The following is a 17,337-nucleotide window of genomic DNA, read 5'->3' on the forward strand; positions in this document are numbered from 1 at the left end:
AAACCGGGGCTGTAATGAGCGATCAAACCGCGCCCACTCCTGCCGACGGATTCGCCGCCGCTGGACCCGACGTGATCGCGCCGGGCGAAGGGGAGCTGATCGTCAATCTCGAGGGCTTCGAGGGCCCGCTCGACCTGCTGCTCAGCCTGGCGCGCGACCAGAAGGTCGACCTGCGCAAGATCTCGATGGTGGCGCTGGTCGACCAGTATCTCGCCCACGTGGCGCAGGCCAAGCGGCTGCGGCTCGAGCTCGCCGCCGACTATCTGGTGATGGCGGCGTGGCTGGCCTACCTCAAGTCCCGCCTGCTGCTGCCCGAGCCGCCGGCCGGCGAGGAGCCGTCGGGCCAGGAGATGGCCGATGCGCTGCAGTGGCAGCTCCGCCGGCTCGAGGCGATGCAGGAGGCCGGTGCCCGCCTGATGGCGCGGCCGCAGCTCGGCAAGGACATCTTCGCGCGCGGCCAGCCCGAAGGCGTGGTGGTCGTCCGCCGCGCGATCTGGGACGTCAAGCTCTACGACCTGCTGCAAGCCTACGGTCATCAGGTGCGGCCCAAGGATGCCGACACCTACCAGATCGAGCCGATGCAGTTCTTCTCGGTCGAGGAAGCGGCCGAGCGACTGGGCCGCATGCTCGGCATCGCGATCGACTGGCAGACGCTGGAAGCCTTCCTGCCGGCCGGTCTCACCGATCCGACGCGGCGGCGCTCGGCCATCGCCGCGACCTTCGTGGCCGGCCTGCAACTCGCCAAGGACGGCCAGATCGAGCTGCGCCAGACCGAACGTTTCGGCCCCATTCAATTGCGTAAACGTACCGAACCGCGGTGACGTCCATCATGTCAGCAACAACACCCGTTCCCGTCGAAGACCTGGAGGCGCTGATCGCGCTTCTGGCGGCGGCCGAACTCTCGGCCGCGAAGGAGAAGGCCGAGGTCGAGGAGTCGGAGGACGGCGACGATTCCGACGATGATGACGGCTCGGACGATGACGATTCAGACGACGATGATGACGATTCCGATGACGATGACGATGACGAGTCGGACGACGAAGACGATGAGTCGGACGACGAAGACGACGAGTCGGATGAGGACGAAGAGCCCGAGGAGGTTCTCGAGCAGGCCGAGGTCGAGGAGCTTTCGGCCGAGGCGGTAGAGGCGCCGGTCGCGGTCGCCTCGGCGCCCGCGCCGGAGGTCACCGACGTGGTTTCGCCCGACCATGCCCAGCACCTGCGTCTGCTGGAGGCGCTGATCTTCGCCGGCACCCAGGCGCTGGACGAGAAGGACCTGGCCGAGCGCCTACCCAACGACGCCAACGTGTCGCGCCTGCTGGCCGACCTCGCCGAGATGTACGCCGGCCGGGGGGTGAACCTGGTCAAGGTGGCGGGCGGCTACGCTTTCCGCACGGCGTCTGACCTTTCCGAGAAGCTCAAGATCGAGCGTCCGGTGACGCGCAAGCTGTCGCGCGCCTCGATCGAGACCCTGGCCATCATCGCCTACCACCAGCCGGTGACCCGGGCCGAGATCGAGCAGGTCCGAGGCGTCGGCCTCAGCAAGGGCACCCTCGACCTGCTGTTCGAGCAGAACTGGATCAAGCCGATGGGCCGCCGCCGGGCGCCCGGCAAGCCGGTGACCTGGGGCACGACCGACTTCTTCCTCGAGCATTTCGGCCTGCCGTCGCTCGACGACCTGCCGGGCCACGAGGAAATGAAGGCCGCCGGCCTCTTGGACCCGCGCGCGCAGCCCCCCATATTCAGGCCGGAGGAGCCGGACCTGCCGCTCGAGCCCACTGAAGATGAGGCGGAAGAGCCGTTGACCACCGAAGAGCAGGGACGCTAGCCCGCGTCTTGGGGCCGCAATAAGACCTTGATTCGACAGGTTGCCGGGGCTTCCGGCCGGGTGCCATAATCGGTCAACCGGCGAACGACCTCGGTTTTGGGAGCAAATTCACATGGGTAGCTTCAGCATTTGGCACTGGCTGATCGTGCTGGCGGTCGTGCTGCTGCTGTTCGGCGGCCGCGGCAAGATCTCGACCCTGATGGGCGACTTCGGCAAGGGCCTGTCGGCCTTCAAGAAGGGCGTGGCCGGCGACGGCAGCGAGAAGGATCAGGCGCAGAGCGGCCAGCCGGGCGATTCGGCGAAGCCGATCGAGGCGCAGACCTCGACCTCGTCGCCGAACCAGGCGCGCCAGGACAGCACCGCCAAGGTCTGATCGACGCTTCGGCGCCGGCGTTCCATGTTCGGTATCGACAGCCCTGAACTGCTGGTCATCGCGATCGTGGCGCTCGTCGTCATCGGTCCGAAGGAGCTGCCTGGCCTGCTGCGCACCTGGGGCAAGTGGATGGCGCAGATGCGCGGCATGGCGTCGGAGTTCCGCGGCCATGTCGACGAGATGGTGCGCCAGTCCGAGCTCGACGAGGTGAAGAAGCAGCTCGAAGGCTCGCCGGGGCTCGACCTGCAGTCGCTCGATCCGACCAAGCAGATCAAGCAGCACATCCAGGAAGGCATGGCCGAGGGTGAGAAGGCCTTCAACGAGGCCAAGTCGACCTTCGACAATCCGCTGGCCGAGCCCGAGTCAGCCCCGCAAGTCGGGGCGCCCGCGCCGCAGATCGCCGCCGAGCCGGCGGCAACCGCTGAGCCGGCTGTGGCCGAGACGCCGCCGGCCGAGCCCGCGGCGCCGCCTTCAGAGACGCCGCAAATCGAGCAGAAACCCACCAAGGCTGCGGCTGAATAGCCAATTCGCGCTTTGAATTGCCGGCCAAAGGGCGGCATAACCCGCGCCTGACCGAGACGACCCTTACTTGACCCAGGCGCACGACGGACCCGAAGACGACAAGCCGATGCCGCTGCTCGATCACCTGATCGAGCTGCGCAGGCGGCTGATCTATGCGCTGATCAGTTTCTTCGCGGTCTTCTTCATCACCTTCTATTTCGCCAAGCCGATCTTCTCGTTCCTCATCCAGCCGGCGCTGCACGACGGCTACAAGATGCAGGTTCTCGACATCTTCGAGTTCTTCTTCGTCACGGTGAAGCTGTCGGCCTTCGTGTCGCTGATCGTCGGCTTCCCGCTGATTGCGACGCAGATCTGGCTGTTCGTGGCGCCGGGACTTTACCGCCAGGAGAAGCGGGCGTTCCTGCCGTTCCTGATCGCCACGCCGTTCATGTTCTATGCCGGCTGCGCGGTCATGTACTACATCGTGATGCCGTACGTGATCAATTTCATGCTGACGCAGTACGCGCCGCAGGACGTCGAGAAGAACCTGCGCGCCTCGGACTATCTCGAGCGCGTGCTGCAACTGGTGTTCGCCTTCGGCTTCGCCTTCGAGATGCCGGTGCTGCTGATCCTGCTGGTGCGGGTCGGCATCGCCACCGCCGACGGCCTGCGCGCCAAGCGCCGCTACGCCATCGTCATCTGCTTCGTCGTGGCCGCCGTGCTGGCGCCGCCCGACGTGGTGAGCCAGATCGCGCTGGCGATTCCGCTGCTTGCCTTCTACGAGATCAGCATCCTGGTCGGCTCGTGGATCGAGAAGAAGCGCGCCGAAGAGGACAGGAAGGCCGAGGAAGCCGGCGACTCCGGCAGCAGCTAGCCATGCACGACATCCGATTCATCCGCGAGAATCCCGCCGCGTTCGACGCCGGCCTCAAGAAGCGCAACCTCAGCCCCCTGTCGTCGGAGATCCTCGAGGTCGACAAGCGCCGCCGCGCCGCGATCACCGAGAGCGAGAGCATCCAGGCCAGGCGCAAGCAGCTCAGCCAGCAGATCGGCATGGCCAAGCGCAAGGGCGAGACCGCCGACGCGCTGATGGCCGAGGTCGCGGCGCTCGAGGAGACCCTGAAGAAGAGCGAGGCCGAGGCCGCCGAGCTCGATGCCGAGCTGACCCGCCGCCTCGAGGTCCTGCCCAACCTGCCGTTCGACGACGTGCCGGACGGCACCGACGAGACCGCCAACGTCGAGATCCGCCGCCACGGCAGCCAGCGCAACTTCTCCTTCGCGCCCAGGGATCACGTGGCGCTGGGCGAGGCGACCGGCGAGATGGACTTCGCCGCCGCGACCAGGATGTCGGGCGCGCGCTTCGTCGTGATGAAGGGCAGGCTGGCGCGCCTGGAGCGGGCGATCGCCCAGTTCATGCTCGACCTGCACACTTCGGAGGAGGGCGGCTACACCGAGGTCAACCCGCCGCTGCTGGTGCGCGACAACGCCGCCTACGGCGTCGGCCAGTTGCCGCGCTTCGCCGAGGACATGTTCCACACCGACAACGGCTTCTGGCTGGTGCCGACGGCCGAGGTGCCGCTGACCAACCTGGCGGCCGAGCTGGTGCTGGAGGAGAAGGTGCTGCCGCTGCGCTACACCGCCTTCACGCCGTGCTTCCGCTCCGAGGCGGGCGCGGCCGGCAAGGACACGCGCGGCATGATCCGCATGCACCAGTTCCCCAAGGTCGAGCTGGTCTCCATCACCACGCCCGAGCAGTCGGACGCCGAGCACCAGCGCATGACCGCGCGCGCCGAGGAAGTGCTGAAGCGGCTGGAGATTCCCTATCGCACCATCATCCTGTGCGGCGGCGACATGGGGCCGGCCTCGCGCAAGACCTTCGACATCGAAGTCTGGCTGCCGGGGCAGGGACGCTATCGCGAGATCTCGAGCTGCTCCAACTGCGGCGACTACCAGGCGCGGCGCATGAACGCGCGCTTCCGGCCGAAGGAAGGCCCTGATGGTAGGAAGGGGGGCACGCGCTTCGTGCATACGTTGAACGGCTCGGGCCTCGCCGTCGGCCGCACCCTGATCGCGATCCTGGAGAACTACCAGAACGAGGACGGCTCGGTGACCGTGCCGGAGGCGCTGCGGCCTTACATGGGCGGGCTCGCGGTCATTCCCGGTCCCTCCAAGTGAATAGGGCGACGTGAAGTTCAGGGACATCGCGCGCACGCGCATCCTCGTCACCAACGACGACGGCATCCACGCTCCTGGGCTGGAGGCGATGGTCGAGATCGCGACCGGGCTGTCGAGCGACGTCTGGGTCGTCGCGCCGGAGTTCAACCAGAGCGGTGCCGGCCATTCGCTGTCGATCATCAACCCGATCCGCGCCCGCGAAGTCAGCGAGACCAAGTACGCGATCGAGGGCACGCCGACCGATTGCGTGCTGTTCGCGGTCAAGCATCTGCTGAAGGACCGCAAGCCCGATATCGTGCTGTCCGGCGTCAACCGCGGCAGCAACATGGCCGACGACGTGACCTACTCGGGCACCATCGCCGGCGCGATGGAAGGCTGCCTGCTCGGCATCCCGTCGATCGCCTTCAGCCAGGCCTACAGCCATCCGCACCAGGTGAAGTGGGGCACCGCCACCCACCACGGCACCAGCGTGGCGCGCCGCATCCTGGAGATGGACTGGCCGCGCAACGTGCTGATCAACGTGAATTTCCCGGACGTGGTCACGGCCTCGGTCAAGGGCACCAAGGTGACGCGCCAGGGCGTGCGCGCCTTCGGCGGCACGGTGATCGAGCGCACCGATCCGCGCGGCAATCCCTACTACTGGATCGGCTATTCGCCGGGCGAGCACGAGGTCGACGAGGAGTCGGACCTCCACGCCGTGCGCAACGGCTACATTTCGGTCACGCCGCTGCACCTCGACCTCACCCACGACCCGACGCGACGGAAGCTCGCCGCGCATTTCGCCGCCGCCTGAGGCAGGATGCGGGCGCGATGAACGTCCCCGCCATGCAGCGCCTGATCGCCGAGCTTCGCCAGTCGGGCATCGGCGACGAGAACGTGCTGAACGCGATCGCCGGCGTCGACCGCGAGCGCTTCGTGGCGGCGCCGTTCGCCGAGCGCGCCTGGGACAACACCGCGCTGCCCATATCCTTCGGCCAAACCATCAGTCAGCCGCTGGTGGTGGCGGCCATGACCGAAGCGCTCAAGGTCGGCTCGCGCATGAAGGTGCTCGAGATCGGCACAGGCTCGGGCTACCAGGCCGCGGTGCTGGCCAAGATCGCCCGCCGGGTCTACTCGATCGAGCGCTTCAAGCCGCTGTCCAAGGAAGCCGAGCGGCTGCTGATCAGCCTCGGCATCTACAACGTCGTCTGCGACGTCGGCGACGGCAGCAAGGGCTGGCCGGGCCAGGCGCCGTTCGACCGCATCATCGTCACCGCCGCCGCCGAGGAGCGGCCGCAGGCGCTGATCGACCAGCTCGCGGTGGGCGGCATCCTGATCGTGCCGGTCGGCCGGGACCCGACCTCCCAGGTGGTCGAGCGAATCGTGAAGAGCGAGAACGGGCTGCAGCGGGACACCCTGATGCCGGTGCGCTTCGTGCCCCTGGTGACCGGTGCCCTGCCGGTGCTGGGCCAGGGCTGAGGAGGCTGGCCAGGCGCAGGAGCACGTCTTGTCAGGCGCGCCGCCGATCACTGAGATCGAACATCTGCGGCAGGCTGCGCGCGGCTGCGGCCGATCCTTCAATGCGTGCCAGCTTTTCCGACACCGCCTGCTCGAGCGGCAGCTCGGTCGAGAGAATGCGCAACAGGGTGTCAAAGCGGGTCTCGATCGTAGCACTGGCCGGGCCGTCGCAGCGGCGGAGCGTCGTGCCATGCGGGCCACCCTGCACGAGGAAGCTGGCGGATTTGCCGCCCTGGGTCACGCGCAGCGCGATCGTGCGCGCCGGTGTCGGTGTCTGGCGGGTGATCGCGTCGAGGCCGAGCAACACCCAGTCGGGCTCAAAGGCGTCGTCCGGGCGCGGCGGAAAGAGAAAGTGGCCGCCCCACCGGATCAGCTCCCGAATCGCAGGTTTCAGCGCCCGTCCGACCGGGGTCAGCTCGTAGGTCTGTGCGTTGAAGGGCGCGGGCAGGGTGGCGCGCCGCACGATACCGCTCTCGATCAGGGCGCTGAGGCGACCGGTCAGGACGGTCGGACTGACGCCGCTCAGCCGCTCGACCAAGTCGCTGAAGCGCTTGGGGCCGAGCAGCAATTCGCGCACGATGAGTAGGGTCCAGCGCTCACCGACGATCTCAGCGGCGCGGGCAAGAGCACAGAACTGAGGATAGCGCGTTTGCGTCAACTGCGGTGGGCCAAGGCGATCAAGGGACCGACGACGACGAACTGAAGGAGCGTGAAACCGGTCTCCAGCGCGAGGTAGATCGGCACGGATGTCATCACGTTCTTGGCAGCGACGGCAAGCGTCGTGAACGACCATGAAAGCAGACCGATCATGAGACCGTAGGCGAGGCCGTTCCTCAGGATCGACCGACGCTCGGTGAAGACGCGAGGATAGACCCAGGAGAAGGCGACGCCCTGGATCAACATCGACAACAGGCCGAACGGCACGATGATGTCGTCGCGATACATCGCGAGCTCGCGGTAAGCCGGCGCGAAGACCGTCAGATGCCAGGGATAGGCGATGACGAAGCTCGGCACGACATAGGCGAAGACGCCGAGCCAGAAGGCGCGTGACATGGTGGTGTCCTCAGAGCGCAACCTTGCGCTCGGCGTAGTAGGCTTTGACGGCCGGATGTGCCTTCACGCGATCATGGTGCTCGACGAGCCGCGGGGCGACGCGGTCGGGCAGATCGACCGGCACGTGATCGAGCTGTCCGGACCTCAGATGGCGAATCCAGACGAAGACCTTGAGGTCCGCGACAGTGAGCCGGCCGTCCGAGAAGTACTGTCCGCCATGGGCGACGAGCCGGCGCTGCAGGCGGTCGAGCGAATAGGAAAGCGGCCCTGCGGCGAGACTTTCGCGCTGCGCCTTCTTCTCGGCCGCCGGCAGGGACATGGTGCTCCAGAGCTTGGTGGCGATTTCCTCGACCGCGTCCATTGCTTCGTCGCAGAGAGCCGCCTGCCAGGCATCGCTCGGATAGAGCCCGGCAAGCTTGCCAACATACCGATTGATGCCGTTGGACTGCGCCACCGTCTGGCCATCCAGCTCGAGCACCGGAAGGGCGCCGAATGGCGTGCCGGGCTTGCGGCCCTCCCAGTCGGCGAACTTCACCCGATCATCCTCGAACGGCACCCCACCGATGACCATGGCCAGCCGCGCGGCCTCGCCTCGTGCGCCGTCGATATCGAAATATACGAGCTTCGGGCTAGCCATGCGTTTTTCCTCCTGAAAATGTAGTATATAGTCCTAAAAATGGAGTCAAGGCGGCTCCGCCGGTCCAGGAGGCCCATACGTGCCCTACGATCCCCACTTGGCTGACCGCATGCGCGCGGCCCTCGCGCATCGCCGCGGCATCGGCGAGCGGGCAATGTTCGGGGGCTTCTGCTGGATGCTGAACGGCAACATGCTGTGCGGCGTCGAGGTCGGCCGCTTCATGTTCCGGATCGGCAAGGAGCTGGAGGCCAAGGCGCTGGCAAAGCCCGGCGCGGTGCCCATCGTCTTCAACGGGCGGCGGATGGGCGGCTTCGTCTGGGTCGATGAGAGAGCCTGCCGAGGCCGCGGACTCGCCAGCTGGATCGAACTCGCCTCGCGTTTCGTCGGCACGCTGCCGCCGAAGTAGCGGACGAACATTCTGCAGGGGCGCTACCCCATCGTCACTTCGGCTCCGACGGGCCGGAAGATCATTTCTCTAGAGCGATTTCCGGGCAGATGGAACCGCTCGCGGTTCCATCTGCCCGGAAATGCGCGCACGGGGGTTGTTGTTGCAGCAGGCATATTCCGTTCGGCTGATTCCAGCCGAACGGAATATGCTCTAGGCGCCGTACTCCGCCGGCTTGCGGTTCGGACGCAGCAGCCGCAGCACGAAGTGATCGAGTGACACGGGGCCAGGCCCGGCGATGCCGAGCCAGGCGAACATCACGAAGTACGAAACCTCCTCGAAGCCCAGCAGCGTTTCCAGCGAATCGACGTCGGCCCATTTGGCCGAGGCGATCGCCACGACCATGATGATCATCATCGGCACCGCGATGAAGCGGGTCAGCAAGCCGACCAGCAGCAACAGCCCGCCAACGAATTCCATGCCGGACACGAACGGCGCCAGAACTTCGGGCGCCGGAATGCCCCAGCCGCGGAAGTTCTCGATCATGCGCGGCAGGATGTGCAGCTTGCCCAAGCCCGACCACAGGAACACCCAGCCGACGACGATGCGGACGGCGAGCGGTCCCGCCCAGGTGAAATAACCCGCGACCACGCGGGACCAGTCGTAGAAGACGGTCGCGAAGGCATTCATCTGCGATCTCCTGAAGAAGTAGCCGGCGGGCGCATCGACGAGGATGGCCCGCCGGCGGCGCCTCACATCACCTTGCCGCCCTTGGCGGTGCAGTCCTGCGCGTTCGAGGTCTCGGTGAAGCCCTGGCCCTTGCAGGCGTTCTGGCCCTTGCAGGCATTGTTGGCGCCCTTGCAGGCGCTCTGTCCCTTGCACGCATTGGTACCGCCGCACTTCACGCCCTCGGCGTGCGCGGCGGTGACGAAGGTGCCGGCGGCGAAGATCGCGGCGGCGGTGGTGATCAACTGACGCTTGGTCATGAGAAGTCTCCCGAGTGAACGAGCATCGTGGCTCGTACCGGGTTGTTCGGAGCCGAAAGCTGCGACGTTACGCGACGCCCGAAAAATTTCGGACGCTCGTCCCGCCGGGCTGTAATGTCAGGGCCTCCGCACACGAATATGTGAAAGACAGCTTCGTTAGCCGACCTCGACGATCTCGCCGCTTTGATGCGGTCGGCAAGGCAGGGCGACGACGAGGCCTATCGGCGGCTGCTCGGCAAGGTCGCGGTCTGGCTAAGGATGGTCGTTCGGCGGGGCCTGGTATCGGCCGGACGCGGTCCGGCGGAGAGCGAGGACATCGTGCAGGAGACTTTGCTTGCGATGCATCTGAAGCAGGACAGCTGGAACGAGCAGCAGCCGATCGTGCCATGGCTGCGCGCCATCGCCCGCCACAAGCTCGCCGATCACCTGCGCCGGCGCGGCTTCCATGACCATGTCGACATCGACGACTGGTCCAATGCGCTCGAGGTCTCGGTCGAGGTCGAGGCGCCGGCCGCCATTGATTCGCGCCGGCTGCTCGAGAGCTTGCCGGAGCGCCAGCGGGTGATCGTGCAGCGGATCTCGCACGAGGGCCGCAGTGCCGCCGATGTCTGCTCCGAGCTCGGCATGAGCGAGGGCGCCGTGCGCGTTGCGCTGCATCGGGCGCTCAAGGCGCTCGCCGCCTTCTATCGACGGGAGCGGCCATGAAGACCGAGCAACTCGTCGAGGCACTGGTCGCCGATCGGCCGGCGGCACGACGGCCACTCGCGCGGTCGCTCGGGTGGGCACTGGCCGCAGGCGGCGTGGTGTCGCTCGCCGTCTTCTTCCTCGAGCTGGGAATACGCCCCGATATCGGGCCCGCCCTCGCGACCTGGCGCTTCGACCTCAAGGTCGCGATGGTCCTGCTCGGGCTGGTGCTGGCCTTCGGCGTCTGCCTCGACTGCTCGCGGCCCGACATGCCGCGCCATCCGCTGCGACGCCTGCTGCCGCTTCTGGCGGTCCTCGCGGCGGCGGTCGCAATCGAGCTGGTGTCGGTGCCGCGGTCGGCCTGGCAGGGCAGGCTGGTCGGCACCAACGCGATGATCTGCCTGCCGATGGTGCCGATCCTGTCGCTGGCGCCGCTGGCTGCGGCGCTGCTCATCCTGCGGCGTGGCGCGCCAGCCTCGCCGGCCCTGGCCGGTGCCGCGGCCGGGCTGTTGGCTGCACTCTGCGGCGCCAGCCTCTACGCCTTCCATTGCTTCGACGATTCGCCGCTGTTCGTGGCGACATGGTACACGCTGGCGGCGGCGCCCATGGTGGCTATCGGCACTTTGGCCGGTCGCCGCCTGCTGCGCTGGTAGCAAAGAAAACCGGCCCGGTCGTATTCCCGCCGGAATCGCGATGCAGTAGAATCACCCTATGAAAAGAGCCCCTCGCTCCCTCTCGCGATGGGCCGGCTGGACGCGATCGCTGACCATAACGGCGACACTGACGGCTGCGCTCGGCGCTTGTACCTCCGTGGACAACGTCCTCTATGGCGCCCGCGAGGGCACCATGGAGTATCCCGGCTCCGGCGCCGGTCCCAACGCCGTGCCGACCTATGTCGTCAAGAACAAGGACACGCTCGACGGCATCGCCAGCCGCTACGGCGTCAGCAGCCAGAGCATCGCCGAGCGCAACAAGCTGAAAGAGCCCTATTCGTTGCGGCCGGGCCAGACCCTGCAGGTGCCCGGCGCCCGGTACGTGCCGCCGTCCGAGCCGGTCGAGACGGCCTCCTCGGCGCCGCCATCCGGCGGTGCGCCGGCGAGCGGCCCGCCCGGCCCGGTGAAGCGTGAATCGCTGCCGCCGCCGGGTTCGTCGGAAAAGACCGCCTCCACGGCGCCCGGTCCCGCCGCCTCGGGGGCACCGGTGCCGCTGGCTCCCCATACCCCTGCGGCCACACCGGAGCCGCCCAAGCCGCGCTTCGCCTGGCCGCTGCACGGCAAGGTCATCGCCCCCTACGGCACGAGCAACGGCCAGACCAACGACGGTATCGACATCGCCGCCGACAACGGCGCCCCGGTAAAGGCCGCGGACGGCGGTGAGGTGGTCTATGTGGGCGAGGTGACCCGTCTGGGTAACGTCGTCCTGATCAAGCACGAGGGCGGCTACATCACCGCCTACGGCAACACCGATGCGGCGTTGGTCAAGAAGGGTGACACGGTCAAGAAGGGACAGACGATCGCTCGCGCCGGCTCGAGCGGAGGTGCTGCCAGCCCGCGGCTGCACTTCGAGGTCCGCCGCGGCGGCGCCAAGACCATCGACCCGATGACGGTCCTGCCGCCGAGCTGAGCTCCCAGCTAACCGACGACCTTGCCGTCCAATTTGTACTGACCCTTGCGGTCCTCGATCTCAAGGATCCAGACGTCGGGGTCGTACTTCACCTGGCGCTCGATATAGGCGTCGGCCTCGGGCTCGCTCACGGGGGTGGGGCCGGTGCCGCGGCTCCAGGCCGGCTCGTCGCCGCTGCTGCTGGTCTGCGCATAGACGGTGACGCCCTGCTCGAAGCGGTTGAGCTTCAACAGCACCGTGCCGGCATCGGGATCGCCGCGCCGCACGACGGTGGCCGGAATGAAGGCACGGTCGCAGATGCGCACCTGCGCCATCACCCAGATGCCGGTCGTGATGCCCATAGCCATGGCTAGGCTCTAGCGTCAGGCGAGCGCGTCGTCGAGACCGTCGAACACCGCGCGCGCCCCGCGCCAGCGGTAGCGCACGCAGGCGAAGGGCAGCGAGCCCAGCGCGCCGTCGCGCTCGGCCAATTCGGCCGGCGCAACCAGAATTGGCCGCACGTCGGCGCCGCCGCGCGCCGCGGCCAGCGACAGCGAGCCGACGGCCAGCGCCAGCTCCTCGGGCTGGTTGTCGGCGATCAGCGCGAACAGGGGCTGCGGGCGCTCGCCGCGCAGCGAGAAGAGATCGAGCGTGCCGCCGAACAGGCCGCGCTTGGAAAGCTCCTCGTGCAGCGACAAGTCGACCAGCGAGCGATCGCACGCCGCCCCGGCCGAGCCGTGTACCGACGGCTCGACACAGAGCGTCGGCTGGCTGGCCGGCGTCCCGCCTTCCTTGAAGCGGCGCACCGAATCGACGAAGCGGCCGAGCAGACGGGTCAGCCGCGGGCTGCCGAACGGCGCAATGATCAGCGCCTCGGTCTCCTCGCCGTCGGGCCACTGCACGCTCCGCCACACGCCGTCGGCGAGGAACTCGCGGAAGCCCGACTTGCTGAGGCGACCGGAGTGGGCGAGGTAGAGCGCGCCTGCGTCGTCGGCGGCGACGATGCCCGCGACTTTCCGGTCGGCGCCGGCGCGCGGCAGGTTGATCTCGCAGGTGATGCTCTCGCGCCGCGCCGGCGGATCGGGCGCATGGCCCAACACCAGGGCATCGCGCTGATGGCGCGGCTCGACCGCCCACCAGAAGGCGTCGTCGCGCACCCAGTGGATGGTGGTGCGCAACTCGCCGCCGCGCCAGGTCAGGCGCACACCGCGCGCAGGAACGCCCTCGAGGCCGCCATGCAGCCGCTTGATGGCGCGATCGATGCGCTTGGGGTCCCCCACGACCGTGAGCATTGCGACCCCAACATAGCGGCATAGTTATCCTTGCCCCTGTGGACAGGTTCGGCCAAACCGTCCGCTCGATGGCCGCAGCACCGCTCCTGACTCTCGCCGGAATCCGCTTCCACCTCGGCGACCAGACCATCCTGGACGGCGTCGACCTGTCGATCGAGCCCGGCGAGCGGGTGTCGCTGGTCGGCCGCAACGGCGCGGGCAAATCGACCCTGCTGCGCATCCTGGCCGGTGCGCCGATCGCCGACGGTGGCACGCGCTTCGTGCAGCCCGGCACGACGGTGGCGACACTGCCGCAGGAGCCGGACTTCACCGGCCACGGCACGGTGGCGCACTACGTCGCCGGGGCCTTGCACGACAGCCATCACGGCCACACCGACTATCGGGTCGAGGCGCTGCTCGACGAGGTCAAGCTCGACGGCCATCGCGCGCCGTCGGCGCTGTCGGGCGGCGAGGCGCGCCGTGCGGCGCTCGCGCGCGTGCTGGTGGCCGAGCCGGACGTCATGCTGCTCGACGAGCCGACCAACCATCTCGACCTGCCGACCATCGAATGGCTGGAGGCGAGACTCGCTGCGTGGCGCGGCGCCTACGTGCTGGTGAGCCACGACCGGCGGTTCCTCAGCAACCTCACGCGCGCGGTGCTGTGGCTCGACCGCGGCATCGTGCGCCGGCTCGACAAGGGCTACGAGGCGTTCGAGCAATGGTCGACCGACATCCTCGAGCGCGAGGCGACCGAGCGGCACAAGCTCGACCGGCTGATCGAGCGCGAGACCGAATGGGCCGGCAAGAGCATCCGCGCCCGCCGCACCCGCAACGAGGGCCGGCTGCGCGCGCTGGCCGATCTGCGCAAGCAGCGCCGCCAGCAGATCGGCCCGGTCGGCCGCGCCACCATCGAGGTCGGCGAGGCGCAGCAGTCGGGCGCGCTCGCCATCACCGCGCGCAACGTCTCCAAGCGCTTCGGCGACACGGCGATCGTGAAGGATTTCTCCACGCGCATCTTCCGCCGGGATCGCATCGGCCTGATCGGGCCCAACGGCGCCGGCAAGACGACCCTGCTGCGCATGCTGATCGGCGAGCTCGAGCCGGACACCGGCTCGGTGAGGCTCGGCGCCAACCTGCTGCCGGTGGTGATCGACCAGCGCCGCACCGCGCTCGATCCCGACAAGACGCCGTGGGAGATCCTGGCCGAGCGCGGCGACCACGTGCTGGTACGCGACCAGCTCAAGCATGTCATGACCTACCTGCGCGAATATCTGTTCAAGGACGAGCAGGCGCGCCAGCCGGTGCGCACCTTGTCGGGCGGCGAGCGCAACCGCCTGCTGCTGGCCAAGGCGCTGGCCGCGCCGTCGAACCTGCTGGTGCTCGACGAGCCGACCAACGACCTCGATGCCGATACGCTCGACCTCCTGCAGGAGGCGCTCGGCGACTACGACGGCACCGTGCTGCTGGTCAGCCACGATCGCGACTTCCTCGATCGCCTGGTGACATCGACCATCGCGCTGGAGGGCGACGGCACCGCGACCGAGTATGCCGGCGGCTACAGCGACTATCTCGCGCAGCGCGGCCCGCGCGAGGAACCGTCGGCCGCACCGGCACCGCGCAAGGAGAAGGCCGCCGCTGCGCCGTCGCGCGAGCAGAAGCAGCGCCTCGGGTACAAGCGTGAGCGCGCGCTCGCGGAGCTGCCGAAGAAGATCGAGGCGCTGCAGGCCGAGATGGCGACGATCCACGAAGCGCTTGCCGACGCCACGCTCTACAGCCGCGATCCCAAGACCTTCGCCGCCAAGTCGAACCGACTCGCGGCAGCACAGGCCGAGCTCGACGCGGCCGAGACGGAATGGCTGGAACTCGAGATGCTGAAGGAGGAGCTGGGCGGCTGAAGCAGCCTTGAGATGTCGCGGTTGGCTGTCGATCACACAGGGCGTGCCGAGCGCCCACGGCATGTGCCCCGCCCGCGTGAAGGCGACGGCGGAGGAGTGGTCGGCTTGGGCGGAAAAAACATTCCTGTGTCAGACAGATGTCAGGCGAGCGGCGTCTAATCGGCGGCGGGGAGAACGGGGAGTAGAGTAGAAAGGACCTCCGCCATGACTCGTACACTTTCCCTGTCCACCCTGTCAGCCTTGGCCCTGCTGGGCCTGTCGTCGCTGGCCTTTGCCCAGAGCAAGACTGCCACCTGCGGAACGGAGACCTGGTCCACCGAGAAGATGGCCTATGTCGGTGTGCCCTGCGCCGACGGTCCGACGGCAACGCAGCAGCAGGCCTCGGTGACGACCGACGCCCAGTACTGCGCCGTGCTGGTCGCCCGTTACGACACCTTCCTGAACAAGGGCGGCAAGAGCGGCGGCATGCAGTCGACCAACAATGCCGCCAACGTCGCCGCCGCCAAGTGCCGTACCGGCGACGTGAGCGGCATCGCCGACCTCGAGCGCGCGCTCAAGGACGCCCGGGTCGCCTTGCCGCCGCGCCACTGAACCGTGCCGGGCGGTCGGGCGCCTACAGCGCGTCCGGCCGCTCGCTCACCGACGGGCCGTGGTCGGTGCGGATCAGCAGGATCCAGCACGGCGCATCGACGGTCGTCGCGAAGTGCGCCTGCAGGTAGCTGCCGTAGAGGTGCACCAGGTCTTCGGTCCAGCGCGGGTTGAGCGAGAACTTTGGGATCAGGACGTAGCGCACGTCGGCCAGGTACTTCTCGGCCGGTCGCGGCGGGGCGTTCCAGGTCGACCACAGGTTGGCGCCGCGCGGCGCCTCGCGGCCGAGCATGAAGGGCAGCGGGTTGATGCTGTCGAACAGGGCGATGCCGCCCGGTTCCTGCTCGAGCAGGTCGGCCGCCTGCAGCAGGGTCAGCATGTATTCGTATTCGGTGAGCTGGTAGCGCGGCGGCGTCGCCGCACTGGTCGGCCGAGCCGGATAGTCGAAGGTGCGCGAGAAGCTGAGGAAGGTGCCGTGCCGCCCCTCGGGCACCGCGAGGGTGCGCAGGTTGGTGTGGTCGACGACGTAGAGGCCGCTGCTGCTGCCGGCACTGGCATGGTAGCCGGCGATGCTGGCGGCGAAGCGGCTCGCCTCGAAGAACGGGAAGAAGAGCAAGGTCAGCAGCAGGGGCGCGATATCGCGATTGCGCACCCGCGTGAAGTGGCGGCGCAACCGGTCGTACAGGATCAGCAGCATGACGATGCCGGACGGCAGCCCGACCGCCTGCGAGTTCTGCGACAGCAGCGCCAGCGACGCCACGAAGACGAAGGCCAGCGTCAGGGGAAAGCGGAACGAGGCGCGGCCGAACACCCACATCCAGCCGGCGACGGCGATCGCCGCGAGGTATGGCACGTAGAGGCCGATCGCGGCGACGAAGTTGTTGATGTGCAGCGCGAGGCCGTGGCGGATGGCGCCGGTCGTCGCCCAGGCGAAGATGTCGCCGAGATAGGCGCGGTTCCAGGGCGCGACCGCATTGACCGCCAGCAGCACCATCAGCGCCAGCCAGGCCGGCCAGCGACGCCGCACGTGCGGATGGAACAGCAGCGCGAAGCCGACCGTCGCGAGGCCGACCGCGAAATAGGTGATCTTGAAATAGAACATCAGCGCCAGCAGGACACCCGCGACGGCAAGGTCGATGCCGGTGTGGCGCCGGCCGGGCTGCGGCGCCACGAACAGGATCAGCGCCAGGATGCCGTAGGCGGCCCAGCCGTAGCGATTGTAGGACATTGCGAAGGTGTACTGGTCCGGCCGATCGCCGATATTGGCCGGCACCAGCGCGAGCAGGCCGGTGAAGATGATGAACAGCACCGCCGGCAACATCGGCAGACGCCGGATCGCGGCGATGAACGCCGCCGCGAACAGCACCGTCGTCGCCACCGCCACGTTGACCAGGAAGGCGAACGGGCCGGGGCCCAGCAGATAGAAGCCGAGCGCGGTGAGCAGGAAGCTCAGCCGGCCCGACGGGTCGTGGAAATCGACATGCGGGACCTGGCCGAGATAGACCTGCCAGGCACCGGCAAGGTTGAACAGCAGGTCCTGCGACATCGCCTTGGAGAACAGCGTCGCCGGCGACATCAGCGCCCAGGCCGCGAGCAGCACGGGGAACCCGGCCGCGATCAGCGCCGGCACGGCCGCCGGCTGCAGATCTCGCAGCGAAACGACCAGCGCGCGTCGCCACGCGGCGCCCGCCGACAACAAGGACGATCCGTCTGTGAGCGCTGTCATCCCCGGGTCCGGCCCCTGCACACGGCCGTTCGCTAACACGCGGGGTGTGACTTTGGTGCGACCTGGCTGGGGCGACGCTGTGTCCGGCGTCCGATTCAAGCGAGCTGAGGCGTCGTCAGGAGACTGCCGACGGCGA

General features: G+C 68.0%; 21 protein-coding genes and 1 pseudogene. 14 read left to right on the forward strand and 8 right to left on the reverse strand.

The genetic code is table 11. From position 1 onward, the window contains the following. Positions 1-14: 14 nt before the first annotated feature. From J0J01_RS28130 to J0J01_RS28165, 8 genes are all read left to right on the forward strand, one after another. Entirely contained in the window at positions 15-821 is an 807-nt protein-coding gene (locus J0J01_RS28130; RefSeq protein ID WP_296386904.1) for a ScpA family protein, read from the forward strand. Next, positions 818-1,828 carry an SMC-Scp complex subunit ScpB gene (scpB, locus tag J0J01_RS28135; protein ID WP_296386905.1) on the forward strand — a complete coding sequence of 337 codons (1,011 nt, stop codon included), beginning with the start codon at positions 818-820 and terminating at the stop codon, positions 1,826-1,828. The genes J0J01_RS28130 and scpB overlap by 4 nt, the downstream gene beginning before the upstream one ends. A 112-nt stretch (positions 1,829-1,940) precedes the next feature. Then, positions 1,941-2,201 carry a twin-arginine translocase TatA/TatE family subunit gene (locus J0J01_RS28140; protein WP_365738582.1) on the forward strand — a complete coding sequence of 87 codons (261 nt, stop codon included), beginning with the start codon at positions 1,941-1,943 and terminating at the stop codon, positions 2,199-2,201. Between the two features lie 24 nt (positions 2,202-2,225). Continuing rightward, entirely contained in the window at positions 2,226-2,723 is a 498-nt protein-coding gene (tatB, locus tag J0J01_RS28145) for a Sec-independent protein translocase protein TatB (RefSeq protein ID WP_296386907.1), read from the forward strand. A 67-nt stretch (positions 2,724-2,790) separates the two neighbouring features. After that, positions 2,791-3,576, forward strand: a complete 786-nt coding sequence (gene tatC, locus J0J01_RS28150; protein WP_296386909.1) for a twin-arginine translocase subunit TatC — start codon at positions 2,791-2,793, stop codon at positions 3,574-3,576. Positions 3,577-3,578: 2 nt separating this feature from the next. Then, positions 3,579-4,877 (forward strand): serine--tRNA ligase, encoded by a 1,299-nt coding sequence (gene serS / locus J0J01_RS28155; protein WP_296386911.1) that lies wholly within the window; start codon positions 3,579-3,581, stop codon positions 4,875-4,877. Between the two features lie 25 nt (positions 4,878-4,902). Then, positions 4,903-5,670, forward strand: a complete 768-nt coding sequence (gene surE, locus J0J01_RS28160) for a 5'/3'-nucleotidase SurE (RefSeq protein ID WP_296386970.1) — start codon at positions 4,903-4,905, stop codon at positions 5,668-5,670. 17 nt (positions 5,671-5,687) lie between these two features. Next, positions 5,688-6,335 carry a protein-L-isoaspartate(D-aspartate) O-methyltransferase gene (locus J0J01_RS28165; protein WP_296386912.1) on the forward strand — a complete coding sequence of 216 codons (648 nt, stop codon included), beginning with the start codon at positions 5,688-5,690 and terminating at the stop codon, positions 6,333-6,335. A 31-nt stretch (positions 6,336-6,366) separates the two neighbouring features. Here the strand turns inward: J0J01_RS28165 and J0J01_RS28170 are convergent, their stop codons facing one another. Genes J0J01_RS28170 through J0J01_RS28180 form a run of 3 tightly spaced genes read right to left on the reverse strand, consistent with a single transcriptional unit; the run spans position 6,367 to position 8,064 of the window. Next, positions 6,367-7,032: a helix-turn-helix domain-containing protein gene (locus J0J01_RS28170; RefSeq protein WP_296386914.1), complete on the reverse strand. Its 666-nt coding sequence runs from the start codon at positions 7,030-7,032 to the stop codon at positions 6,367-6,369. Beyond that, positions 7,029-7,427, reverse strand: a complete 399-nt coding sequence (locus J0J01_RS28175) for a hypothetical protein (protein ID WP_296386916.1) — start codon at positions 7,425-7,427, stop codon at positions 7,029-7,031. The genes J0J01_RS28170 and J0J01_RS28175 overlap by 4 nt, the downstream gene beginning before the upstream one ends. Before the next feature lie 10 nt (positions 7,428-7,437). Next, positions 7,438-8,064, reverse strand: coding sequence for a glutathione S-transferase family protein (locus J0J01_RS28180; RefSeq protein WP_296386919.1), 627 nt, complete (start codon positions 8,062-8,064; stop codon positions 7,438-7,440). Positions 8,065-8,143: 79 nt separating this feature from the next. Between J0J01_RS28180 and J0J01_RS28185 the strand changes: the two genes are divergently transcribed. Beyond that, the gene (locus J0J01_RS28185; RefSeq protein WP_296386921.1) at positions 8,144-8,470 is read left to right on the forward strand and encodes a TfoX/Sxy family protein; all 327 of its coding nucleotides are present in this window, start codon (positions 8,144-8,146) and stop codon (positions 8,468-8,470) included. A gap of 192 nt (positions 8,471-8,662) precedes the next feature. Here J0J01_RS28185 and J0J01_RS28190 read toward each other — a convergent pair whose 3' ends face one another. Together J0J01_RS28190 and J0J01_RS28195 are read right to left on the reverse strand one after the other, a co-directional pair. After that, entirely contained in the window at positions 8,663-9,139 is a 477-nt protein-coding gene (locus tag J0J01_RS28190) for a DoxX family protein (RefSeq protein WP_296386923.1), read from the reverse strand. A 62-nt stretch (positions 9,140-9,201) separates the two neighbouring features. Beyond that, positions 9,202-9,435 carry a hypothetical protein gene (locus tag J0J01_RS28195; RefSeq protein ID WP_296386926.1) on the reverse strand — a complete coding sequence of 78 codons (234 nt, stop codon included), beginning with the start codon at positions 9,433-9,435 and terminating at the stop codon, positions 9,202-9,204. A gap of 177 nt (positions 9,436-9,612) precedes the next feature. Here J0J01_RS28195 and J0J01_RS28200 point away from each other — a divergent pair. The 3 genes and pseudogenes from J0J01_RS28200 to J0J01_RS28210 all read left to right on the forward strand — a co-directional run. After that, positions 9,613-10,140, forward strand: a pseudogene (locus J0J01_RS28200) (sigma-70 family RNA polymerase sigma factor); the annotation flags it as partial. After that, positions 10,137-10,772: an NrsF family protein gene (locus tag J0J01_RS28205; protein WP_296386927.1), complete on the forward strand. Its 636-nt coding sequence runs from the start codon at positions 10,137-10,139 to the stop codon at positions 10,770-10,772. The pseudogene J0J01_RS28200 and the gene J0J01_RS28205, both read left to right, overlap by 4 nt. 157 nt (positions 10,773-10,929) lie before the next feature. Beyond that, positions 10,930-11,742, forward strand: coding sequence for a M23 family metallopeptidase (locus J0J01_RS28210; protein WP_296386929.1), 813 nt, complete (start codon positions 10,930-10,932; stop codon positions 11,740-11,742). 8 nt (positions 11,743-11,750) lie between these two features. On the opposite strand, the gene J0J01_RS28215 is transcribed toward J0J01_RS28210, so the two are convergent. Together J0J01_RS28215 and J0J01_RS28220 are read right to left on the reverse strand one after the other, a co-directional pair. Continuing rightward, complete coding sequence (locus J0J01_RS28215) at positions 11,751-12,089, reverse strand: DUF1491 family protein (RefSeq protein WP_296386931.1); 339 nt, start codon at positions 12,087-12,089, stop codon at positions 11,751-11,753. Positions 12,090-12,104: 15 nt separating this feature from the next. After that, positions 12,105-13,013: a hypothetical protein gene (locus J0J01_RS28220; protein WP_296386933.1), complete on the reverse strand. Its 909-nt coding sequence runs from the start codon at positions 13,011-13,013 to the stop codon at positions 12,105-12,107. Positions 13,014-13,081: 68 nt separating this feature from the next. Here J0J01_RS28220 and J0J01_RS28225 point away from each other — a divergent pair, with 68 nt between their 5' ends. Both J0J01_RS28225 and J0J01_RS28230 read left to right on the forward strand, forming a co-directional pair. Beyond that, positions 13,082-14,887: an ATP-binding cassette domain-containing protein gene (locus J0J01_RS28225; RefSeq protein ID WP_296386972.1), complete on the forward strand. Its 1,806-nt coding sequence runs from the start codon at positions 13,082-13,084 to the stop codon at positions 14,885-14,887. 204 nt (positions 14,888-15,091) lie between these two features. Further along, the gene (locus J0J01_RS28230) at positions 15,092-15,478 is read left to right on the forward strand and encodes a hypothetical protein (RefSeq protein WP_296386936.1); all 387 of its coding nucleotides are present in this window, start codon (positions 15,092-15,094) and stop codon (positions 15,476-15,478) included. A gap of 22 nt (positions 15,479-15,500) precedes the next feature. Here J0J01_RS28230 and J0J01_RS28235 read toward each other — a convergent pair whose 3' ends face one another. Then, positions 15,501-17,201, reverse strand: coding sequence for a hypothetical protein (locus J0J01_RS28235; RefSeq protein WP_296386938.1), 1,701 nt, complete (start codon positions 17,199-17,201; stop codon positions 15,501-15,503). Positions 17,202-17,337: the final 136 nt, after the last annotated feature.

The sequence above is a fragment of the Reyranella sp. genome (genome assembly GCF_017305915.1).
Taxonomy (GTDB): domain Bacteria; phylum Pseudomonadota; class Alphaproteobacteria; order Reyranellales; family Reyranellaceae; genus Reyranella.